The organism is Gaetbulibacter aquiaggeris, assembly GCF_044003965.1.
Taxonomy (GTDB): domain Bacteria; phylum Bacteroidota; class Bacteroidia; order Flavobacteriales; family Flavobacteriaceae; genus Yeosuana; species Yeosuana aquiaggeris.
Window position 1 is genome coordinate 229586 of sequence record NZ_JBAWKC010000005.1, and the last position, 23481, is coordinate 253066.

Below are 23481 nucleotides of genomic sequence, written 5' to 3' on the forward strand. Positions count from 1 at the left end.
ATGGCTAAAGCAAATAAGAAACAGGCTTTAGGTAGAGGCTTATCAGCACTATTAAAAGACCCTAGTAACGACATTCAATCTGTACAAGACAAGAATGCCGATAAGGTGATTGGTAATATTGTTGAATTAGATATTGATTCTATTGAGGTTAACCCGTTTCAACCAAGAACCAATTTTAATGAAGAAACTTTACGGGAATTAGCTTCATCTATAAAAGAACTTGGTGTTATACAACCTATTACTGTTCGAAAATCAGGATTTAACAGGTACCAATTAGTATCTGGCGAAAGACGATATAGAGCCTCAAAGCTTATTGGTTTAGAAACAATTCCTTCATATATAAGAATTGCAAACGACCAAGAGTCTTTGGAAATGGCCTTGGTTGAAAATATACAACGCCAAGATCTAGATCCAATTGAAATTGCACTGTCTTATGAGCGTTTAATTGAAGAAATTAAGCTGACTCAAGAACAAATGAGTGAACGAGTAGGTAAAAAACGCTCAACAATATCAAACTATCTGCGTCTTTTAAAATTAGACCCTATTATTCAAACAGGGATGCGGGATGGCTTTATTTCTATGGGGCATGGCCGTGCTATCATTACTATTGAAGACCAATCTGTACAACTTGATATTTATGAAAATATTCTATCGAATAAACTTTCTGTCAGAGAAACCGAAGAATTAGTCAGAAACATTAATAATCCTGGAGAAGCTAAGACTGCTCCAAAAAGAGAAACTGTTTTAAAAGTACCAAATTATATTCAAGAAGGGATAAAAGAATTTTCCGATTACTTTGGACATAAAATAGACGTTAAAGTTTCTAAAAATGGCAAAGGCAAAATCTCCATTCCATTTCATTCAGAAGAAGATTTTAATCGTCTCAAAAAATTAGTGGAAGGTGCTAAATAAATTATTCATAGTCAATGTATTGTGTTTTCTTTGTTGTGTTTCCATTTATGGCCAAGACGATGAACAAGAAAAAAAAAGTGATACATTAACTGCTGAGATAATAACTGAGGTTTCTGAACCAATTAATCCATTATCTCCGGCAAAAGCGGCGTTTTATTCAGCCGTCTTGCCTGGTTTAGGGCAAGCCTATAATAAGAAATATTGGAAAATACCAATTGTATATGCTGCCTTAGGTTCTGGTATTTATTTTTATACTTCTAACAACAAAGAATACAACCGATACAGAGATGCCTATAAAAGGAGACTTGCTGGTTTTGAAGATGATGAATTTTTTAACAGAGTAACTTTAGACGGATTGCAGCGTGCCCAAAAATTTTATAGAAAAAATAAAGAAATATCGCTATTAGTAACCATTGGTTTATATGCACTAAACATCATTGATGCCAATGTGGATGCCCATCTACTTCAATATAATGTAAACGATAATTTAACCTTAGTACCTCATTTTAAAGTAAATGAACTCGATGCTAAAAGTGATGTTGGATTAACGCTAAATTTTAAATTTTAAATAATGAAAATTGCTTTACTTGGTTACGGAAAAATGGGTAAAACCATTGAACAAATAGCGATACAACGCGGGCATCAAATTGTTCTCAAAGTAGATAAAGATGACCGTGATTATGACATTACAAAGGCAGATGTTGCTATTGATTTTAGTATTCCTTCAGTAGCATTTAGTAATATATCCAATTGTATAAATAATCAAATACCTGTTATTTCAGGAACTACGGGATGGTTAGAAGATTATAACAAAGCCGTTACTCTTTGTAAAGAAAAACAAGGTGCTTTCATTTATGCTTCAAATTTTAGTCTGGGAGTGAACATTTTTTTTGAGCTGAATAAAACCTTAGCACGTATGATGTCTAACCTTAAACAATATAAAGTAAGTGTGGAGGAGATTCATCATACTCAAAAATTAGATGCTCCAAGTGGTACGGCCATTACGTTGGCTAATGATATTATTAAAGAACATTCAAATTACAAAGAATGGAAACTTGAAGAAAGCGATAAAGATGCGATCAATATTACAGCCAAACGCATAGATGATGTTCCCGGTACGCATGCTATTACTTATGAGAGCGAAGTAGATACCATAACTATTGAGCACGTAGCTCATAACAGACAAGGTTTTGCCTTAGGAGCTGTTGTAGCTGCTGAATGGATTATGGGTAAAACAGGCGTTTTTACAATGAATGATGTGTTAAATATTGGTTAAGTTTTTTATAGAACGTAACATTTAATGGCAAGAGACCTCTAACAATAAAAAATTATAATTATGACACTAATACAATGGTTTATATTTTTCTTGGTAATCCAAGGCATTCATGGTTTAGGAACTTGGAAATTATACACAAAAGCGGGTAGACAAGCCTGGGAGGCATTTATTCCAGTTTACAATGCGGTCATACTGATGAAAATAATAAATAGACCTTGGTGGTGGACCATTTTATTATTTCTTCCAATTGTAAACCTTATTATGTTTGCAGTTGTTTGGGTTGAAACAGCAAGAAGCTTTGGGAAAACCTCAAATATTGATACTATTTTAGCAGTAGTAACTTTAGGTTTTTATAATTTCTACCTTAATTATGTAGCAGATTTAAAATATGTAGACAACAGAAGCTTACATCCTAGAACAGGTTTAGGAGATTGGATCAGTTCTATATTATTTGCTATTGTAGCGGCGACAATTGTACACACCTATTTTATTCAACCATTTACCATTCCCACCTCTTCTCTAGAAAAAACCTTATTGGTTGGCGATTTCTTATTTGTCAGTAAGTTTCATTACGGAGCCAGAATACCTATGACAACCATTGCTGCTCCTATGGTCCATGATACCATTCCTGGATTAAAAATAAAATCATATGTATCTGAATATGAATTCCCCTATACTAGGATTCCTGGTTTTCAAAAAATTAAACACAATGACATCGTTGTTTTCAATTGGCCAGTTGATACCATGCTAGATATGAGACATACCGATAAATTTTACTATAAACCTATTGATAAAAAAACCAACTATGTTAAGCGTTGTGTCGGACTTCCAGGAGATTCTTTAGAAGTCAGAAATGGTTATGTATATATTAATGGTAAACAAAATGTTTTACCCGAAAGGGCTAAACTTCAGTTCTCCTATATGATTGAGACAAGAAATGGTCCTTTTAATAATTATCAATTGGCAAGCAGATATAATATTACCGATTTCCCGCAGTATAACCAAGATAGATCTGTAAGCTATTTTCCAGCGATTACTGATGACGATTTAAATAAGTTCAAAAATCACCCAAACATTAAAAGTATTACACCTTTAAAGGAAGAAAAAGGAAAAAGAGATCCAAATATTTTTCCACAGAATCCTGATTATGATTGGAACAATGACTTCTTCGGACCTCTTTATATTCCACAATCAGGCAAGACCATTGACATTAATTTAAATGTATTACCACTTTATAAACGCGTCTTAACAGCTTATGAAGGTAACACCTTAGATATCCAAGGAAATCAAATTTTAATTAATGGGAAAGTTACAACCACTTATACTTTTAAAAAAGATTATTACTGGATGATGGGTGATAACCGTCATAACTCTCAAGACGCACGAGCCTGGGGGTTTGTGCCGTTTGACCATGTTGTTGGTAAACCCGTTTTTGTTTGGATGAGTTGGAACACCAACGGTAAAGGATTTGACAAAATACGTTGGGAACGATTATTTACAACGGTAGGTGGCAGCGGACAACCGGTTTCGTACTTAATTCCCTTTTTAATTGTTGTTGCAGGATGGACTGGCTTTAATAAATGGAGAAAATATAAAAAAGAAAACGCTTAAGTGGCAAATGATTCTTAGAGAAGAAAGTAAGAAGATTAATTAATAAATGAATATTTTAATACATCCAACATACTTTCCTAATATTGCTCATTTTGTGGCTATTGTAAAGGCTGATAAGTTAACTTTTGAGTATGATGATAATTTTGTAAAGCAAACTTACAGAAACAGAACCTACATTTATGCGGCTAACGGAAAATTGCTGTTAAATATTCCTGTGGTTCATTCCCAGAAAGACCGAAAGAAATATAAAGATGTGAAAATTTCACAAGAGACCAGTTGGCAAAGTCACCATTGGAAATCATTACTTTCAGCCTATAGCACCTCCCCGTTTTTTGAATATTATCAAGATGAACTTATTTATTTATTCAAAACCAAAACAAAGTATCTTTTAGATTTTAATTTAAATTGTTTTGAAGCGATTTGTGATTGTTTACAGTTTGATTCAGGGTATTCAAAAACGGACGATTATCAAAAAATAGTTAAAGATACAACTGACTTCAGATATTTAGTTAATGCAAAAATTGAAGACCCTCAATTTGAACCTTACTCACAAGTTTTTGATGACAAACATGGTTTTATAAATAACTTAAGTGTTTTAGATTTGTTGTTTAATGAAGGTCCTAATGCCCTTAGCTATTTAGAATCACAATCTACCTCCATTATTTAATGTTTCAAACGATACTTCATTATGGTAGCCATGCTTTAATTCCTTTAGCAGTCGCTTTGATTGCCTATAAAAATATCTGGTTTAAAGCTTCTTTAATAATGCTTTCAGGTTTATGGATAGATCTGGATCATCTTCTTGCAAATCCCATGTTTGATCCCAACAGATGTAGTATTAATTTTCATCCACTACATACTTATACAGCCATCACTGTTTATATATTGCTTTTGCTTCCTAAAAAAACAAGGCTTATTGGATTAGGCTTAGTAATTCATATTCTGGCCGATACTATTGATTGTTCTTTAATGTGAAAAATATATTACTCCAAACTAAGTGAAGTCATGATGGGATAATGATCAGACAAATGATCATCATAAGTCTTAAATTTATTTACAACGAAGGAATCATCGGCAAAAATAAAGTCGATTCTTACCGGGAAAAACTTAAAATCATAAGTCCTGCCAAAACCAGCACCTGCTTCTTTGAAGGTGTCATTTAAATTACCTTTAATTTTTCTATAAACATAAGAATAGGCCGTATTATTAAAGTCGCCGCAAATAATCATCTTATACGGGCATTGTCTTTTATGAAGCAGAAATAATTCAGACTGAAATTGTTGTCTTTTAAAGGTGGTTCCTGCCAGCTTTAAAAGACGTTCAGAGCCTTCTTCTTTGAGCTTTTCAACGTCAGTATCAATTTTCAAAGATTCCAAATGGATATTATAAATTCTAAAAGTATCTTTATTTTTTACTACATCTGCATATATAGCATTGTTAGCTGTGTTAGGAAATTCAATAGATCCTGAATTTATGATAGGATAGTGTGATAAAATAACCTGACCGTGTCTTGTTGATTTACCGGAGAGCTTTTCATATCGGTATTTAAAAAAGGAGAAATCAATTCTAGAATTTGGATGGTATTCCTGAATACATAAAATATCTGGATTTTCAGATTTAACAAAATTAACTATCTTGAAATCAATATCTTTTTCTTTGATCCAATCATATAAATTAAATAATCTCACATTAAAGTTCATCACCGTAATAGGGTTATCAATCTTAATGTCATTTGAAGTTGAAAACTTATATAAAGAACCATGAAAAACATACCCAATAAAGAGAACTAAAAGAGACAACAACAATTGCCTTTTTATTTTGATTAACCAATATAAAAAAAACAGAACATTGAGCAGAATAAGCAAGGGAACACCCAGACTTAGAACGGAAAGAAAAGAAAATGTTTTTGGCGGTAAGAAAGGCAAAATTAAAGATAAAAGAAGCACTGTAGCAATTATTGCATTAAAAACAAATACAATCTTATCAAATAAATGCAGCTTCTTCATATAATTTATTTACCAGCCCTAAATAAAAATTCCTTTTCTTCAGAAGACAAACTATCATAACCACTTTTACTTATTTTATCTAAAATGATATCAATTTTCTTTTGGTTATTAAAGGTGTCAAAATCTTGTTTGGTATATCCGCCAACTTTTGACTTATTTTTATGTACTGTTTTTAACGGTGCCTTTTTTGACGACTTAAAAAATCCTACAAACGCGTCCATCCAACGTTCAAACCCTTTTCCAATATCATTCCCTTTTCTAAATTGAATAGCATAAAAATACCCTAAGGCCGCACCTCCAATATGAGCTAGATTTCCACCTGCATTGTTTCCAAAAAGGCCTAAAACATCCAATATAACAATACCTAATCCAAAATACCAAAGTTTTAAATTAAAAGTAAAAAACCGAATTTCCTTATTAGGCAAATAGGCACATATAAAAATTAACAAAGCTCTAACAGAAGCCGAAGCACCCACCAATCTATTGCCTGTCAAAAACACTTGAGGAAACAAACTGTAGCAAAGCATAAACAAAAGCCCACCACTTATCGCGCCTAAAAAATAAACGTTTAATGCTAGTTTTGGACTGAATAAATTAAGAAATAATTGTCCGATAACATAAAGCCACAGCATATTAAATAAAATATGCAGAAAATCATAATGCACAAATGCATAGGTTATTAAAGACCATGGTTTAAAAATGAAATCAGAAAACTCACTTGGTAATTCAAACCACATTAAACTAGATTGCTTGACAACTTCTTGAGGTAATTGCAATAATAGTCCTAACAGAAATACTACGACATTAACAACAATAATCTTTTCAAGGACATTAAGTTGTGATAATTTTGATTTTATATCTTGAGTAAGGGTCATTAATACCAACGATTTTTGTTAAACTGGTTCTTTTTCCAGTACCACATGATAAAAAATCCAGTCAATGCTCCTCCAACATGCGCCATATAGGCCGTATTGCTTGGACTGAAGAATGATTGACCTGTAATACCGGAAATTAAATCTAATATAATGATACCTGGAATAAAATATTTTGCCTTTATAGGGATTGGCAAAAAGATCATCATCAATTTAGCTTCAGGATTCATCATCCCAAAAGCCACTAATATACCCATAATACATCCTGAGGCCCCAACCATAGTGGCATTAAATATGGGGAAAATCTTTTGAAGATCTGCAAACTGAGCTTGAGTGACGCCTTTTACAACCTCATTATTAGAAAGCATATGAGTTATTTCATCTGCTGTAATTCCAGAACTTATAAGGTTTTCATAAGAAGGTAAAAAATTAAAATAATAATAAGCCACCTGCAAAGCTACTGCTCCTAACCCTGCAGAGATATAGATAAATAAGAACTTCTTCCCTCCTAAATACTGCTCAACAGGTGTACCAAACATCCAAAGAGCGAACATATTGAACAGGATATGTGTTACACCACCATGCATAAACATATGTGTGATGATCTGCCAGAATTCAAAGGCTGGATTTTTAGGAAAATGAAGGGCGAATAAATCATAAAACAAAGTGCCATTTCCTATAGCCAATGTTCCTATAAACATTAGCACATTAATAATTAATAAATGCTTAACTGTATCTGATATTCTCATCATATCTAAATAAATTTTTTATCTAATTCATCAACACTCATGGTCACAAAGGTGGTTCTATTAGCAGGAGACACATTGGGTTCTTTACATGCAAACAACCTATTAACTAAATGCTCTTGCTCACTTTTTTTTAAAGCTTGACCATTTTTTATTGCCAAACTTTTAGCCAATGATTTTGCTAATAAATCAGTAATACTAAAATTACTATCGGGCACTTCATTTTCAACATCACAAATCAATTGTTCCAAAATAATTGAAACTTCACTTTCGGGTATACTTATTGGTACGCCAGAAATTTCAACAGTTTCATCAGTTAGGTTGGAAAATATAAATCCTGTATATTCCAAATCCTCTTTTAACTGCTTAATTATTTCAATCTCCTGTATTGAAAAATGAAGTTGCAAAGGAAATAATAATTGTTGGCTTGAGGCCCCTTTTACAGTCAAATTCTCCAAAAAATCTTCATATAAAATTCGTTGATGCGCTCGATGCTGATCCATAATCAACATGCCTGATTTAATAGTGCTTACAATATACTTATTATGAAGCTGATACGTTGTTTGCCCGCTATCTATGCTTTTGTCATCCACAAATAATGATTCCGAATGATGATCACTTTCAAAATGGACTTCACTAAAATCATGTTGTGTTTTTGTGCCTTTTGATTCTAAACCTACATATAAGCTTTCCCAACTTGACGTTGGTTCCTTCCTATAAGATGAAGGTTTTACCAAGGTGTTTCTTTCTTCATGAAAAGGGTTAAAACTCCTGTCTACTTCAATAACAGGTGTATCACTTTCTTTTTGATTGTAATTATAAGGTGTATCAAGATTCGGATCGCGCTCAAAATCCAAAACAGGTGCTATATTAAATTGCCCTAAACTATGTTTAACGGCTGAACGCAATAAAGCATATAATGTATGTTCATCATCAAACTTAATTTCAGTTTTTGTAGGATGTATATTGATATCAATACTTTGTGGATCTACATTTAAGTTTAAAAAATAGCTGGGATACCATCCGTTTTTTAACAACCCATCAAAAGCCGAAGCAACCGCATGATTTAAATAGGCACTTTTTATAAAACGATCATTCACAAAAAAATACTGTTCACCCCGTGTTTTCTTAGCAAATTCAGGTTTCCCAACAAATCCTGATATTTTCAATACCTCCGTGTCTTCCATAACAGGCACCAATTTTTCATTGGTCTTGTTTCCAAACAGATTAACTATACGTTGTCTTTGATTACTAACTGGCAAATTAAAAGATTCACTCCCATTATTATAAAAAACAAATGAAATATTAGGATGTGCCAAAGAGACTCTGTGAAATTCATCAATAACATGACGTAATTCTACAGTATTTGATTTTAAAAAATTTCGTCTAGCCGGTATATTAAAAAATAAATTTTTTACAGAAATAGAGGTGCCTTTGGGCGTAACCACTACTTCTTGCGATACAATCTCGCTTCCTTCAATAACTATGCTGGTTCCTACTTCTTCCTGTGGCTGTTTTGTTTTTAATTCCACATGGGCAATAGCAGCAATACTTGCCAATGCCTCCCCACGAAATCCTTTGGTGTGTAAATGAAATAAATCTTCAGCATTTCTAATCTTTGAAGTGGCATGCCGTTCAAAACTCAACCTTGCATCAGTAGAACTCATACCCTTCCCATTATCAATCACTTGAACCAACGTTTTACCGGCATCTTTAATAATCAGCTTAATAACTGTAGCTTCAGCATCAATGGCATTTTCAAGTAATTCCTTAACTACAGAGGAAGGTCTTTGTACAACCTCTCCAGCTGCAATTTGATTTGCTACATGATCTGGTAATAATTGTATAATGTCAGCCATTTATTGTTTTGAAAAGAAAATTGACAAATCAAAATCAATGATAAATAGAAACACTAAAATAAGAATGCATATTATAAAAAGAATTCTTCTATTAGCGGCATAATCAGGGTTACCTTTCAAATCATCAAGCGCATTATTTATTTTAGTTTTTAATCCGTTATTGCTACCAACTGTTTTTCTGAAATCATCAAACTTATGTTTAATTTCAAACGGATTCCCTTCTCCTTTATCATCAAAATGACGAGGTGTATAGCTGAATTTTTTATTTTTTCTTAATTTGAATAGTCCCATAATAACACGTATTAAGTTAATTAAACTTAATATCCAAAATATACATGCATATTAGAATTAAGGCCAAAATTAAAATCAAAAAGGGTAAGGAAAGCCCTTTTTTTATTTTGCGATTACTTAGCCCTTGATTACTCCTCCATTTTGAACCAAAATCTCTATTCTTAGCAAATTCCTTATCCTCAGCATTTAATTCTGTGTCTTTAGAAAATCTAGGTCTATAACTAAATGATTTATTTTTTCGAGGTTTAAACAAAATCTATCTATTGCATATCTTTCAAAAATACTTAAAAATAGACAGAAAGCGCAAAATGAATTGCCAAAAATTGTTAACAAACACTACGAATAATTGGAGATTGAAGGGAGCCTTCAAATCAATTTTAACTACATGTTTTTACGTAATTCAGCCATTTTTATGGCAGCAACAGCAGCTTCAGTTCCCTTATTACCATGCTTTCCTCCAGAACGGTCAATAGCTTGCTGAAGATTATCATCTGTTAGTACACAAAAAATAACAGGTGTTGGATCTAAAACATTGAGATCCTTAATGCCTTGAGAAACGGCTTCACAAACAAAATCAAAATGCTTAGTTTCACCTTGAATCACACTACCTATAGCTATCACGGCATTCACCATTTGCTTTTGCATTTTCTTGCACCCATAAACAAGTTCAAAGCTACCAGGAACATTCCAGCGAACTATATTGCTTGGTAAGACACCATGTTGAATTAAGGTTTGATAAGCACCGTTATAGAGTCCTTCTGTTATGGATGGGTTCCATTCTGAAACAACAATCCCAAACCGAAATTTATTCGCGTTTGGGATTGTTGTTTTATCATAGTCTGATAAATTATGATTTGCCGTAGCCATATATATTAATACTTATTAGCCAATACTTTTGCTTTACCTAATAAGACTTCTACCATGTCCATTTCTGACGCATTTGGATATTTTTCCTTTATAGTTTCAAAATAAGTCAATGCCTTTTCTGCTTTACCTAACTCTAAAGCTAAGGTTCCTGCCTTATACAAATACATAGGTGTTGTATAGTCGTTATCACGCATTTTAGCCGCTTGTTCATAATAATCTAAAGCATCATCCAATTGATTTAATTGCACAAATGCATCTCCAATATTTCCTTTAGCCAATGGTGCCAATATTTCATCATCACTAGAAAATTTATTCAAATGCTCAATAGCTTTTTTATAATCTTTCAATCTTAAATAAGCAGTTCCAGCATAATAATTAGCTAAATTTGCCGCTGGTGTCCCACCGTATTCATCAATAATGTCTAACATACCGAATTTACCTTCTCCCCCATTTAAAGACAATGTAAATAAGGAGTCCTTTTCAACGCCGTTAACTGCTTGATCAAAATATTTCTGGGCTTGAAACATATCATTCATTGCATTTGCCTGTTTTGGTTTTGCAATAAATTCTGAATATCCTAAATATCCCAGAACAACCGCTGCAACCAAACCAATAATAACAAAAATGTATTTTTGATTCTTTTCAACAAAAGCTTCTGTTCTTGAAGCGGATTCATCAAGTTTATTAAAAACTTCAGCAGTAGTTGAACCTGTTTCAATATTATGTTCCTTTTCTCCTTTATTTTTTCCTTTGTATCCTCTTTTATTATAAGTGGCCATATATTCTTTATTAATGCGGTGCAAAAATATAATTTTTCTTCATAAATTAAAGGTTATTTATTTGTTATTTTTGAATAATTTGCACGGTCTTTTATTTCAATTACAATTAAAAAAGACTTTAAGTTACTTTTTGTATGATTTTAAAATCACTTTCATTACTTAATTATAAAAATTTTGATAGTAAAATATTCACTTTCAATGATAAAATAAACTGTATTGTCGGAAATAATGGTATTGGAAAAACCAATGTACTTGACGCTATTTACCATTTATCTTTCGGGAAAAGCTATTTTAATCCGGTTGCTACACAAAACATAAAACATGACGCTGACTTTTTTGTGATTAATGGTGATTATTTAAAACATAATCATCCAGAAAAAATTATCATTAGTCTAAAACGCGGACAAAAAAAAATAATTAAGCGCAATGGTAAAGAATATGAAAAATTTAGTGAACATATTGGTTTTTTGCCCTTAGTAATAATATCACCTGCCGACAGAGATTTAATTATTGAAGGGAGTGATACCCGGAGAAAATTTATTGATAATGTGATTTCACAAAGTAATAAAGCATATTTAATAGATTTAATTAATTACAATAAGATTCTTGCACAGCGCAATGCGTTATTGAAATATTTTGCTTTGAATCACACCTTTAATGCGGATACCTTAGAAATTTATAATAATCAATTAACCGATTATGGAACTAAAATCTTTAAAAAGCGTGAAGACTTTTTAAAAGAATTTATTCCCATTTTTAAATCTCGTTACAAAGCAATAAGCAATGGCTATGAAGATGTAAGTTTAGTGTATCAAAGTGATTTATTTGATAACAGTTTAGATATTCTGCTTAAGAATCAAATCAATAAAGATAAAGCCTTGCAATATACTAGTGTGGGTATCCATAAAGATGATTTACATTTTAATATTGAGGAACATCCAATAAAAAAGTTTGGTAGTCAAGGACAGCAAAAATCATTTTTAATTGCACTCAAATTCGCTCAGTTTGATTTTATTAAGCAGCAAAGTGGAGATGACCCTATATTGCTTTTAGATGATATTTTTGACAAATTAGACGAACAACGTGTTTCGCAAATCATTAAATTAGTAGATGATGAAAATTTTGGACAAATTTTTATCAGTGACACGCATGCCGACAGAACTGAAAATGCTATTAAACAAGTACTTCAATCCTATGAAATTTTTAAACTTGAATAATTATGAAGCGACTGTTAATCTTTCTGTTTATTATTATAAACATAGGCTGTCAAAAGAATAATGAAAGTTATATTAAACACTTAAACGGTTATTGGGAAATTGAAAAAGTCCTATTACCTTCTGGAGAAGAACATGTTTATAATTACAATGAATTTATTGATTATTTTAATGTTAGTGATAGTTTAAAGGGCTTTAGAAAGAAATTAAAACCTGCTTTAAATGGTACTTTTGAAGGCTCAAATGATTCTGAAGAGTTTGTTATCAAAATAGAACAGGATAGTTTAAATATTTATTATCAAACCAACTTTTCAAATTGGAAAGAAACTATTTTATTCGCTAATGAAAAAGAATTAAAAATTATTAATGCTGATAGGAATATTTATATTTATAAATCATATAAGCCTATAAACTTAAACTAATGGCAAAACGCAATAACGATCATGTAAGTATTTCTGATGCTCTTAAAGAATTTGTTCAAACCAATAAATTAGAAACCGGGTTAAATAAAGTTAACGTTGCTGATGCTTGGGCTAAACTAATGGGAAATGGTGTAAACCATTATACAACTGCTGTGCAGCTGGAGAGAAATACATTATACGTGCAGCTTAGTTCAAGTGTACTTAGAGAAGAATTAAGCTATGGTAAAGAAAAAATCATTACCCTATTAAATGAAGAATTAGGAAAAGAAATTATTAAAAAACTGATATTGCGATAATTACTAATAAAAATAAAAATCTAATTATTATAAATATCTTAATAAATAGTTTATCTTTGTCACTTAATTTTTATAATATTTAAACAATGAGTAAAGGTACAGTAAAATTCTTCAACGATTCAAAAGGTTTTGGATTCATTATTGAAGATGGCAACAACAAAGAACATTTTGTACACATTTCTGGATTAATCGATGAAATTCGTGAAGGTGATGCAGTAGAATTCGATTTGCAAGAAGGCAAAAAAGGACTGAACGCAGTAAACGTAAAAGTAATCTAATATATACTTTGACATTTTACAAGTTAGAAGCCTATCCAAGTGATAGGCTTTTTTTTTGGTTCTAATTTTACAAAATAGAAAAGCCTGCAACTACGTTACAGGCTTTTTATAAGTTTTAAAGTTTAAAAATTAAAACATCTCTCTTCCTGAGAAATGAAAAGCACCTTCTATAGCGGCATTGTCATTACTATCACTTCCATGTACTGCGTTCTCACTGATTGAATTTGCAAATAATTTACGAATAGTTCCTTCAGCTGCATCAGCTGGATTTGTTGCTCCTATTAAGGTTCTAAAATCTTCAACAGCATTTTCCTTTTCCAAAACGGCAGCTACAATTGGTCCTCTTGTCATATATTCAACTAATTCTCCAAAAAACGGACGCTCTTTATGAATAGCATAAAATGCTTCTGCATCATGTTTTGTCATTTGAGTTAGTTTCATTGCAACAATTCTAAATCCTGAAACTGAAATTTTTTCTAATATAGCACCAATGTGTCCTTTTTCAACAGCATCTGGTTTTAGCATCGTAAATGTTCTATTTGTTACCATGTGTAATTTTTAATTTAATCTATTTTTTAATAACGTATTCTATGCTTTTAAGAAAACTAAGAAATCAACCCTTTGTTAATTTTCGTGCAAAAGTAATGTATTTCTTATTATAAACAAGTTTATCCAATTTTAAAAAATTGTATATTCGCTACCTATGACACAGACAGAAATTGAAAAAATAAAAAAATTATTAGCTTCTCCAAAAAACATTGTAATTGTTCCTCATAAAAATCCAGATGGTGATGCAATGGGTTCAACTGTAGGATTATATCATTATTTAAAACAACACAACCATGATGCCACGGTAATAAGTCCCAATGACTATCCAAGTTTTTTAAAATGGATTCCAGGCAACAACCAGGTATTAATTCATGATTATCAAACAGAAACAAGTAATGATTTAATAGAAAAAGCAGACCTTATTTTTACTCTTGATTTTAATGCTTTACATAGAACTGGCAACATGGAAGCCGTTTTAGAAAAAAGTAAGGCCATTAAAATCTTAATAGACCATCATCAAGCTCCAGATAATTATGCCCAATACATCTATTCTGATGTGGGTATGAGCTCGACATGTCAAATGGTTTACCAATTTATTCATATGCTGGGAGATACCCATCTCATTGATTCAAATATAGCAACCTGCTTATACTTAGGGATTATGACAGATACTGGTTCTTTTAGATTTCCGTGCACCACAAGTAATACCCATATTATTGTGGCCGATTTAATTGAAAAAGGAGCCAACAGTGCATATATACATAATCAAGTTTACGACACCAACAGCTATGAAAGACTCCAACTGTTAGGTTGTGCCTTAAATAATTTAAAGGTTATTTATGAATTAAGAACTGCCTATATTACATTATCTCAAGATGAATTAAATAAGTATAATTTCAAAAAAGGTGATACTGAAGGTGTTGTAAATTACGGCCTATCCTTGGAAAATATAGTTTTTGCTGCTATTTTTATTGAAGATAAACAAGAAGGTATTATTAAAATTTCATTGCGTTCAAAAGGCAACTTTTCAGTAAATGATTTTTCTAGATTGCATTTTAACGGAGGTGGCCATATTAATGCCGCCGGAGGAAGAAGTGATCTATCATTAAATGATACTGTTAATAAATTTATTACTATATTACCCGACTATTCAAATGCCCTGAATGATGAATAAGATATTTTTATTAGTATTAGCAATGCTATTTTTTGTTGGCTGTAAGTCTCCTGAAGCCAGAAAACCTATTTCAGTTAAAACAGGTTCTTTTATTGATGCTTCAGTAGAACGTAATAAAAAACTTAATGCTAGAGAACAAGCTGAAATTCAAAAAATTCTATCTGAAAAAAAGATAGATTACTTATCATCACAAAGTGGTTTTTGGTATTATTATAATATTAAAACTGATGTTGACTCGTTAAAAACACCTTCATTTGGTAATATTATAAATTTTAATTATGATGTTAAAACCTTAGATGGTGCAACCATCTACTCCAAGGAGGACTTAAAGACTCAGTCTTATGCGATGGATCAGGAAGAAATCTTCACAGGCTTGCGCGAAGGTTTAAAGCTTATGAAAACAGGTGAAACGGTTACTTTTCTTTTTCCATCACAAAAAGCCTATGGTTATTATGGTGACCAAAATAAAATAGGCACGAATGTTCCCCTTATTTGTGAAGTAACTGTTAACTCCATTTCTGAAAAATAGATTCTATTTTATATGGATACAAAAAAATACACATATAAGATTATTCCATTTTTATTTTTAATATTATGCCTTTCATGCCAGAATAAATACCCCGATCTTCCAGATGGCATTTATGCCGAATTTGTAACCTCAAAGGGAGTAATGGTGGCTAGATTATATTATAAAAAAGCGCCTAATACTGTTGCTAATTTTGTGTCTCTTGCAGATGGTACCAACACCTTGGTGGATAGTTTATACCGAGGCAAAAAGTTTTTTGATGGCACTATTTTTCACGTAGTTATTGATAGTTTTATTATACAGGGCGGTGATCCAACTGGCACAGGAAATGGCAATCCTGGGTACTGGTTTGACGATGAATTTGTGCCGGATTTAAAACATGATAAACCAGGAATTTTAGGAATGGCTAATGATGGCCCAAAAACTAATGGTAGTCAATTTTATATTACCGAAATTGCAGATCCTAACTTGGATAATGTTCATTCTGTTTTTGGCGAACTCATTTTAGGTATTGATATTCTAGATTCTATTTCTAAGGTTAAAACTTCAGAGGATGATGACAGACCAATTGAAGATGTGACCTTAAAGGAAGTCAATATTATTAAAGTAGGCGTCCAAGCCAAAGCCTTTGATGCAGCTAATGTTTTTATAAATCATTTTGCTGAATTAGAACGATTAGAAAAAAAACGTCTTCAAAAGGAACAAGCCCTGTTGAAGGCCACAAAGAAAAAATTTAATGCACAGCAAAAGCAATCTACTTTACTTTCCTCTGGTTTACAATTTTTAGTAACTGAAAAAGGAACTGGAAAAAAATTAACGGAAAACTCCAAAGTTTTAATTAATTATACGGTTTATTTTGAAGATGGAAAATTGCTACAAACCAGCAAATTAGACATTGCTGAAACCTTAGATTCAGTCGATGAAGAAAGACAAGCGAATAATGATTATCAGCCCATAAGAGCAGACTTAAGTGCTAATGCCAAAATGATAACAGGATTTAAGGAAGGATTACAAGAGCTATCAGTTGGTGATAAAGCCACCTTATTCATTCCATTTTATTTAGCTTACGGAGAAACCGGAAATGCCATAGTTCCACCAAAATCAAACTTGATTTTTGAAGTTGAAATATTAGAACTTACAAAATAAAAGGATTAATCATTTCTTTAAAACGCATATATGGCGTTTCTAATATATTCAATTTATTATAGGAAACATTCTATAAGTAATACCAATCTATTATCTTTACATAGAAAAATTTAGAACCTATGTATTTATTAAAGTTTGACTGGAATCCGCTAACAGGAATTGAAATTTTAGGTAATTTTAAGCTTCACTTCTATAGCGTCATGTGGATAGTCGCTTTTATGATTGGTTGGTACATTATGAAACGTATTTTCACCAAAGAAAAGGTTTCATTAGAATATTTAGATCCATTATTCATATACACCGTTTTGGCCACTATGATTGGTGCCAGATTAGGCCATGTTATATTTTATCAATCAGAATTAATAACCCAAGACTTCTGGAGCATTTTTCTGCCTATTAGAACGAATCCAAGATTTGAATTTACAGGTTTTCAAGGCTTAGCTAGTCATGGTGCAGCTATAGGTATTATTGTTGGGATGTATTTATACCGAAAAAAGTATAACTACAAATCCTTATTATGGATATTGGATAGAGTAGTTATTTCTGTAGCCTCTGGAGCGGTTTTTATCAGAATAGGGAATTTTATCAATTCAGAAATTATTGGAAAAGTCACCGATTCCAATTTTGGTGTACGTTTTATTCAAGACTACTATTATAAAAGTGAAATTGTTAGGCTTACTGGTATTAAAAATGTGCAAAAAGCCTATAATGCCGTAACTGATAATCCTCAGTTTCAAAATCTTCTGGATGCCGTGCCTTACCGTCATCCGGCGCAACTTTATGAATCTTTTTGTTACATCTTTGTATTCTTAATTCTTTGGTATGTGTATTCAAAGACGAATTTAAAAGACAAAACAGGTTTCCTTTTTGGTTTGTTTTTAATTTTACTTTGGACCATCCGGTTTTTTGTTGAATATGTTAAAGAACCGCAAGGCGATGAATATATTAATTGGTTTGGTTTTAATACGGGACAATGGTTGAGCATTCCTTTTATTATTATTGGACTCTATTTTATGTTTATTTATAAGTCAAAAGCAGAACTTAAATAAAATGTCCATTGACTATTCCATCAAGTTTTTTTTCTTAGTCTTAAGTTGTATCTCTTTGAGTTTTACGTCATGCAAAAAAAAAGTGAAAGCCATCAAACATTCTGAAGTGATTTTTAAAAAAGAAGGTGAATTAACTATTATTAAAAAAACCTCCGATTCAACCAAATTAAACTTAGATATTGAAATTGCTGACAATGACTATGAAATTCAAACTGGCTTGATGTATAGAACTTCTATGAAATCAAATCAGGGTATGCTTTTTATTTTTGATGATATTAGAGAACGGTTTTTTTATATGAAGAACACGAAAATCCCATTGGATGTAATATATATCAATGAAAATAAACACATAGTGAGCTTTCATAAAAATGCCAAGCCCTATGATGAAAGTTCTTTGCCTTCTAAATTACCTGCTAAATACGTGTTGGAAATTAATGCCGGTTTAGTAGATTCCTGGCACTTAAATGTTGGAGACAGTATCTATTATTCTAATTGAATAATTACATTAAACCCTTAGGATCAAACACATAAAGCCATTCTTCCTGATCTTCATTAAAAAGTGATTTTACTTTCCTAAAATCATTTTTTACATAAAAACTATCTAATTTAAGATCTTCAATAGTTAACCAATACTTTTGATTTGGAAACTTTGCTTTTAAATGGTTTAACCAAATGGATCCCAAATTTTGATGTCGCTTTTCTTCGATAACAAAAATAAAACCTAAATACAGATACCCCTTTTCAAACCATTTGTTCGATTCATTGATAGCATAAAACATATCTGGTGGACATTTTGAAAATACCAAGCCACCGGCAATCACCTTTTTATCTTCAATTAATACATAGCATGCCGTAGTTGATTTAAAATCTTTCCAAAAAGTTAGAATATATTCCTTCCAATCTTCTGGTAATATTTTTAAAAACTGCTCATTATTTAAACAAGGTTCAAAAGTCATTTGAATGTAGAAATTTGTAATTTATAATAAACCCCAAGACCAAAGTTTGTCTGAGTCTTCACTCCATCTATCGCCAATATCCGTTCTATAATAGCCGTTATTAATAATCACATTACTGATTCTATTGTACATCATTTTCTGTGCATCCTTCATAGTTTGACCATTCCCAGTTACCAATACAGCAATACCCGTATTACCCGTTATAAGCCATTCATCATTCACCTTCTTTAAATGCATAGGATGCACGCCTTCCCTTCCATTCTTTTTAAAAACTACCACGGCGTCCTTAGAAAACAAATTGAATGTTTTTTTGTCATCATAAGGAAATGGAGGTACTACAATAAACGCCCCCACTTGAAATCCCTTTTTAACGTTAATTTTAAAATTTTGCTTGGAAGCTATTTTTATAAAAAATTCTCCCATGGGTTCATTTATTCCAGCACGTTGAATAAATATTTGAGGATAACCAAATCTAGAAGTGAATTCTAAAGGATATATCCCATTTCCATTCACAATACAATTAATATCGATATGTCCCACAAAATTATCTTTGGCTAATGTGCTTTGAAATTTTAATAAGGTAGCATCAAAAATTGGGGAATCTTTAGTCCAGAACATACTTGTTCCCATTTCACCAGTAGAAACACCCAATTCCTTAGGGAACAGTTTTTTATGTTCAAAAGTAATATTGATAGGATAGATAAATTCTTTTCCGTTAAAAAATGCCGCAATTGAAATTTCAACCCCTTTTACCTTACGTTGCAATTGAAAATTACCAAAATCATTACCCCATGATTTTTCATAGGCTTTAAGTACGCGAATCACATCCAGACCTTCATCATCACTGCCTACAAATAATAACTGCTTTAGTTCTTGAGTTTCACCACAGGGCTTAATAACATAGGTGTTAGGATTGTTTTCAATATATTTTATGGCATCATGAAAAGTTGTAAATTCCTTTGATGGGATGACTTTAATTTTATGTTTTTGTAATTCAGACTGACCAAAATTTCTATCTAATTCTAGTCTATCCGTATACTCTGTTCCTCCAATAACTAATTTACCAGAACTTCTTAATTGACTTGCAATTTTACCATATCCGGTATAATCAAAAATAATAATATCGGCCCAATCAATAAATTTCTCCCAATGAGTTACTTTATCCACAAAACCATAACCTATTTCTTTTGAAGGTTTATCTTCAATATAAAGCTTCACTTCATTCCCTTCTGCGTTAATGGAATTTACAATATCTAATGATTCGCCCCAGCGAGATACAAAAAGAAATTTTCTAGTTTGAGTTTGTTTTTCTTTCAATTGGAAAGTATTATTTAATTACAATTTGTTTGTTGTTGTAAAGTATACAACAAATGTATATAAATAAGAGTTTTGTTGTATACAAGACCTTTCGTATAATTTAATAAAAAAAGCCTATTGATATAAATCAACAGGCTTTATTAAATATTACTTTATAAAGTTATTTTAAAACTTCTTTCTTTTGTGTTTTGCTTGCTTCTCTTCCTTTTCTTTTTTCTGCGCTACTTATAGTGTCATACATCAATGGTGTTGCTATAAATAATGAGGAATAAGTACCAACTACAATACCTACTATTAAGGCGAACATAAATCCTCTTATAGAATCTCCCCCAAAAATAAATATTGCTAATAATACCACTAAAGTTGTTGAAGAGGTATTTAAGGTTCTACCCAAAGTACTACTTAAAGACACATTTATGACTTTACCAAAATTCCAGGACGAATGTTCATTCAGATACTCTCTAATTCTATCAAAAACAATTACGGTATCATTTAATGAATAACCAATTACAGTTAAGATGGCTGCAATAAAAGCTTGATCAATTTCCATACTAAATGGTAAGAACTTATAAGTCAATGAGAACACCCCAAGAACAATTAACACATCATGGAAAACTGCCAATACGGCTCCTAATGAGAATTGCCACTTTTTAAAACGCATTAATATGTAAAGGAACACCACAATTAACGAACCTAAAATTGCCCAGAATGACGCTTGTTTAATATCATCAGCAATGGTAGGTGTCACCTTATAATACTTCATTAAACCAACTGTTTTAGTGTCTGCATCACTTATGAAATCTTCATATGATAAACCGTCTAAATGAGGTTGTAATGCTTTGTATAATTCAATTCTCATTTCTTCATCAACCTCAGCTCCAGTTTCATTAACTTTATACTTAGTAGTTATTTTTAACTGATTGGCATCTCCAAAAGTTTTAGCATCAGCACTACCAAAAGCGTTTGACAATGTTGCGGTAATTTCTGTTGGATTTACATCTTGTGCAAATCGAACCTGATACGTTCTACCCCCAACAAAATCAACACCTTGATCTAAACCTTCAGTTAATAATGAGCCTAAACTAATTAATAAAAATACTCCTGACACGATATAAGCTATCTTACGTTTTTGAAGGAATTCTATATTCAGGTTTCTGAAAAGATTTTTTGTTAATGCTGTTGAAAAAACCAGTTTACCTCCTCTGTTAACATACCAGTCTATTAATAATCTGGTAATAAAAATAGCTGTAAACAATGAGGTTCCAATACCTATTAATAAGGTAGTTGCAAATCCTTTAATTGGACCTGTTCCAAATATGAATAATATTAAAGCTGTTAAACCAGTAGTAATGTTAGCATCTAAAATAGAAGATAACGCATTATTGAAACCATCTTGAATGGCTTCTTTTAATGCTTTTCCTTTAGCAATCTCTTCTCGAATACGCTCATAAATAATAACGTTCGCATCTACCGACATACCAATTGTAAGAACAATACCCGCAATACCAGGCAGCGTTAATACAGCACCTAATCCAGAGAGGATACCAAAAATTAAAAGGATGTTCAATGCCATAGCAATATCAGCAAAACCACCCGCTTTTCCATAATAAATGATCATCCAAACCAAAACTAAGGCTAAGGCAATCATAAATGACAATTTACCATTATCAATAGCTTCTTGACCTAATGATGGTCCTACTACTTCACTTTGAATAATATCTGCTCTTGCCGGTAATTTACCTGCACGCAAAACGTTTGCTAAATCCACCGCTTCATTTAAAGTAAAACTTCCTGAAATAGATGAATTTCCCCCTGCAATTGGACCTGAAGTTACTCCTGGAGCAGAATACACAATATTATCTAAAACAATAGCAATTTGAGTTCCTTGGCTGTATGCACGACCCGTCATTTCTTCCCAAATTTTAGCACCTTTGGCATTCATTTGCATAGAAACCTCTGGCTTACCTGTTGGTCCAAAAGCATTTCTGGCATCGGTTACAACGGCACCACTTAACTCAGGTGTATTATCTCTGTTTCCTATTAAGGCATATAAATCAATTAATTCACTATCTTTTTCTGGTTTACCGAATGCAAATTTTACATATCGCTGTTCTACCGGAAGCAATGCTCTTACTTGAGGCATGTTCAAATATTCGTCTACCTTTGCTTTATCTTTAATTTCAAATTTAGCGATTACTGGTCCTCCAGGATATCCTTGACCTCTTATTAAGTCGAATAAAGGATTAGCCGCTACAGCAGTTGAATCTGTAGTTGTATCTCCTAAAAGTTCGTCGATCTTAGAATCTGTAGCATTTTCCTCATCATCCCCTTCCGCTTTTTGAACTTCTGGTTTTGGATTTACAATCCCCTTTAAAACTTCATTAGCTTGAGATAAAAATGTGAAATAATCCTCTCCTTTATAAGCATCCCAAAATTCTAATTGAGCGGTACTTTGTAATAAACCTGTTGCACGTTCTATATCTTTAACACCTGGCAATTCAACAAGAATTCTACCTGATGTACCCAAACGTTGGATGTTTGGAGAAGTAACCCCAAATTCATCAATACGTTTACGCAATACTTCAAATGCAGAAATAATGGATTCATCAATTTTTGTCTGAATCACCTGTTTTACCTCATCGTCAGACATACTACCATCTATTTCACCATCTAATGCCTTGGTATAAAATATATCAGGAGACGCCAATTTAGTATCACCTTTAATGGCATCAAATGCTTTAAAGAAATCCTCTAAATAAGTATTTTGACTGTTTTTTTGAAGTTCAGAAGCATCGTCTAAAGCCTTATTGAAAATAGGATTTTTGCTATTATTTGCTAATCCTTTTAAAATGTCTTTTACTGATACTTGCAGTATTACATTGATACCACCTTTCAAGTCCAAACCAAGATTCATTGCTTTTTCTTTCACTTCATTATAAGTGAATTTTGCAATACCTAAATTAAAAACAGTATCTGTAGCAATTGATTCTAAATAATTTGCCTCTTCATTACTTCTTTTAGCTCTGTAATCAACTTCAGTGTCGGAAACTTTACTGATAGCAATTTCTTTTGCATTTCTTTCTATTTGATTTGCTTTAAACGTAAAAGACAATTGATAAATACTTACCAATCCAAACAAAACTGCAAATAGCTTTACTAATCCTTTATTCTGCATTATTTATTAAATTAATTAATTTTATTCCTTGATTTTTTTAAAACGAGCAAATATATGATTTACCCATAGAATTGACAATATAATTACGAGATTTATAAAAAAAAAGAGCAACTATTATGCTGCTCTCATTTATTATTATAATTTACGTACTTGTCAATCC

General features: G+C 31.8%; 26 protein-coding genes. 15 read left to right on the top strand and 11 right to left on the bottom strand.

Going from position 1 to position 23481, the window contains the following annotated elements; translation table 11 throughout:
- Genes V8G56_RS14440 through V8G56_RS14465 form a run of 6 tightly spaced genes read left to right on the top strand, consistent with a single transcriptional unit; the run spans window position 1 to window position 4774 of the window.
- Window positions 1-912, top strand: a complete 912-nt coding sequence (locus tag V8G56_RS14440) for a ParB/RepB/Spo0J family partition protein (RefSeq protein WP_395439167.1) — start codon at window positions 1-3, stop codon at window positions 910-912.
- On the top strand, window positions 902-1480 hold the full coding sequence (locus tag V8G56_RS14445) for a DUF5683 domain-containing protein (RefSeq protein ID WP_395439168.1): 579 nt from the start codon (window positions 902-904) through the stop codon (window positions 1478-1480). Before V8G56_RS14440 ends, V8G56_RS14445 begins: the two co-directional genes overlap by 11 nt.
- 3 nt (window positions 1481-1483) lie before the next feature.
- Window positions 1484-2188 carry a 4-hydroxy-tetrahydrodipicolinate reductase gene (gene dapB, locus V8G56_RS14450; protein WP_395439169.1) on the top strand — a complete coding sequence of 235 codons (705 nt, stop codon included), beginning with the start codon at window positions 1484-1486 and terminating at the stop codon, window positions 2186-2188.
- Window positions 2189-2248: 60 nt separating this feature from the next.
- On the top strand, window positions 2249-3799 hold the full coding sequence (gene lepB, locus V8G56_RS14455; protein WP_395439170.1) for a signal peptidase I: 1551 nt from the start codon (window positions 2249-2251) through the stop codon (window positions 3797-3799).
- A gap of 46 nt (window positions 3800-3845) precedes the next feature.
- Window positions 3846-4466 (top strand): WbqC family protein, encoded by a 621-nt coding sequence (locus tag V8G56_RS14460; RefSeq protein WP_395439171.1) that lies wholly within the window; start codon window positions 3846-3848, stop codon window positions 4464-4466.
- Entirely contained in the window at window positions 4466-4774 is a 309-nt protein-coding gene (locus V8G56_RS14465; protein WP_395439172.1) for a DUF6122 family protein, read from the top strand. The genes V8G56_RS14460 and V8G56_RS14465 overlap by 1 nt, the downstream gene beginning before the upstream one ends.
- A gap of 8 nt (window positions 4775-4782) precedes the next feature.
- Here the strand turns inward: V8G56_RS14465 and V8G56_RS14470 are convergent, their stop codons facing one another.
- The 7 genes from V8G56_RS14470 to V8G56_RS14500 all read right to left on the bottom strand — a co-directional run bounded on the left by V8G56_RS14470 (window position 4783) and on the right by V8G56_RS14500 (window position 11219).
- Window positions 4783-5805, bottom strand: coding sequence for an endonuclease/exonuclease/phosphatase family protein (locus tag V8G56_RS14470; protein ID WP_395439173.1), 1023 nt, complete (start codon window positions 5803-5805; stop codon window positions 4783-4785).
- A gap of 5 nt (window positions 5806-5810) precedes the next feature.
- A complete protein-coding gene (locus V8G56_RS14475) occupies window positions 5811-6680 on the bottom strand; it encodes a rhomboid family intramembrane serine protease (protein WP_395439174.1) in 870 nt (289 codons plus the stop codon).
- Window positions 6680-7429 (bottom strand): rhomboid family intramembrane serine protease, encoded by a 750-nt coding sequence (locus V8G56_RS14480; protein ID WP_395439175.1) that lies wholly within the window; start codon window positions 7427-7429, stop codon window positions 6680-6682. Before V8G56_RS14480 ends, V8G56_RS14475 begins: the two co-directional genes overlap by 1 nt.
- Window positions 7430-7431: 2 nt before the next feature.
- Window positions 7432-9282: a DNA mismatch repair endonuclease MutL gene (gene mutL / locus V8G56_RS14485; RefSeq protein ID WP_395439176.1), complete on the bottom strand. Its 1851-nt coding sequence runs from the start codon at window positions 9280-9282 to the stop codon at window positions 7432-7434.
- Window positions 9283-9573: a riboflavin synthase subunit beta gene (locus V8G56_RS14490; RefSeq protein WP_395439177.1), complete on the bottom strand. Its 291-nt coding sequence runs from the start codon at window positions 9571-9573 to the stop codon at window positions 9283-9285.
- Between the two features lie 381 nt (window positions 9574-9954).
- Window positions 9955-10440, bottom strand: coding sequence for a 6,7-dimethyl-8-ribityllumazine synthase (ribH, locus tag V8G56_RS14495; protein WP_395439178.1), 486 nt, complete (start codon window positions 10438-10440; stop codon window positions 9955-9957).
- A 5-nt stretch (window positions 10441-10445) separates the two neighbouring features.
- Complete coding sequence (locus tag V8G56_RS14500; RefSeq protein WP_395439179.1) at window positions 10446-11219, bottom strand: tol-pal system YbgF family protein; 774 nt, start codon at window positions 11217-11219, stop codon at window positions 10446-10448.
- Window positions 11220-11353: 134 nt separating this feature from the next.
- On the opposite strand from V8G56_RS14500, the gene recF reads away from it, so the two are divergent.
- From recF to V8G56_RS14520, 4 genes are all read left to right on the top strand, one after another.
- Window positions 11354-12436 (top strand): DNA replication/repair protein RecF, encoded by a 1083-nt coding sequence (gene recF / locus V8G56_RS14505; protein WP_395439180.1) that lies wholly within the window; start codon window positions 11354-11356, stop codon window positions 12434-12436.
- Window positions 12437-12438: 2 nt separating this feature from the next.
- Window positions 12439-12855: a hypothetical protein gene (locus V8G56_RS14510; RefSeq protein ID WP_395439181.1), complete on the top strand. Its 417-nt coding sequence runs from the start codon at window positions 12439-12441 to the stop codon at window positions 12853-12855.
- On the top strand, window positions 12855-13151 hold the full coding sequence (locus V8G56_RS14515; RefSeq protein ID WP_395439182.1) for a DUF721 domain-containing protein: 297 nt from the start codon (window positions 12855-12857) through the stop codon (window positions 13149-13151). The genes V8G56_RS14510 and V8G56_RS14515 overlap by 1 nt, the downstream gene beginning before the upstream one ends.
- Before the next feature lie 86 nt (window positions 13152-13237).
- Window positions 13238-13429: a cold-shock protein gene (locus V8G56_RS14520; protein ID WP_331633162.1), complete on the top strand. Its 192-nt coding sequence runs from the start codon at window positions 13238-13240 to the stop codon at window positions 13427-13429.
- 129 nt (window positions 13430-13558) lie between these two features.
- Here V8G56_RS14520 and V8G56_RS14525 read toward each other — a convergent pair whose 3' ends face one another.
- Window positions 13559-13978 carry a nucleoside-diphosphate kinase gene (locus tag V8G56_RS14525; RefSeq protein ID WP_395439183.1) on the bottom strand — a complete coding sequence of 140 codons (420 nt, stop codon included), beginning with the start codon at window positions 13976-13978 and terminating at the stop codon, window positions 13559-13561.
- A gap of 154 nt (window positions 13979-14132) precedes the next feature.
- On the opposite strand from V8G56_RS14525, the gene V8G56_RS14530 reads away from it, so the two are divergent.
- The 5 genes from V8G56_RS14530 (at window position 14133) to V8G56_RS14550 (ending at window position 18369) form a co-directional block, all read left to right on the top strand.
- Window positions 14133-15152 (top strand): DHH family phosphoesterase, encoded by a 1020-nt coding sequence (locus V8G56_RS14530; protein ID WP_395439184.1) that lies wholly within the window; start codon window positions 14133-14135, stop codon window positions 15150-15152.
- Window positions 15142-15681 (top strand): gliding motility-associated peptidyl-prolyl isomerase GldI, encoded by a 540-nt coding sequence (gldI, locus tag V8G56_RS14535; RefSeq protein ID WP_395439185.1) that lies wholly within the window; start codon window positions 15142-15144, stop codon window positions 15679-15681. Before V8G56_RS14530 ends, gldI begins: the two co-directional genes overlap by 11 nt.
- Window positions 15682-15693: 12 nt before the next feature.
- A complete protein-coding gene (locus tag V8G56_RS14540) occupies window positions 15694-16824 on the top strand; it encodes a peptidylprolyl isomerase (protein ID WP_395439186.1) in 1131 nt (376 codons plus the stop codon).
- 119 nt (window positions 16825-16943) lie between these two features.
- On the top strand, window positions 16944-17873 hold the full coding sequence (lgt, locus tag V8G56_RS14545; RefSeq protein ID WP_395439187.1) for a prolipoprotein diacylglyceryl transferase: 930 nt from the start codon (window positions 16944-16946) through the stop codon (window positions 17871-17873).
- An 82-nt stretch (window positions 17874-17955) separates the two neighbouring features.
- Window positions 17956-18369 carry a DUF192 domain-containing protein gene (locus tag V8G56_RS14550; RefSeq protein WP_395439188.1) on the top strand — a complete coding sequence of 138 codons (414 nt, stop codon included), beginning with the start codon at window positions 17956-17958 and terminating at the stop codon, window positions 18367-18369.
- A 4-nt stretch (window positions 18370-18373) separates the two neighbouring features.
- Here V8G56_RS14550 and V8G56_RS14555 read toward each other — a convergent pair whose 3' ends face one another.
- From V8G56_RS14555 to secDF, 3 genes are all read right to left on the bottom strand, one after another.
- On the bottom strand, window positions 18374-18829 hold the full coding sequence (locus tag V8G56_RS14555) for a GNAT family N-acetyltransferase (RefSeq protein ID WP_395439189.1): 456 nt from the start codon (window positions 18827-18829) through the stop codon (window positions 18374-18376).
- 21 nt (window positions 18830-18850) lie between these two features.
- Window positions 18851-20146, bottom strand: a complete 1296-nt coding sequence (locus tag V8G56_RS14560; RefSeq protein WP_395439190.1) for a phosphoribosylamine--glycine ligase — start codon at window positions 20144-20146, stop codon at window positions 18851-18853.
- 160 nt (window positions 20147-20306) lie between these two features.
- On the bottom strand, window positions 20307-23321 hold the full coding sequence (secDF, locus tag V8G56_RS14565; RefSeq protein ID WP_395439191.1) for a protein translocase subunit SecDF: 3015 nt from the start codon (window positions 23319-23321) through the stop codon (window positions 20307-20309).
- Window positions 23322-23481: the final 160 nt, after the last annotated feature.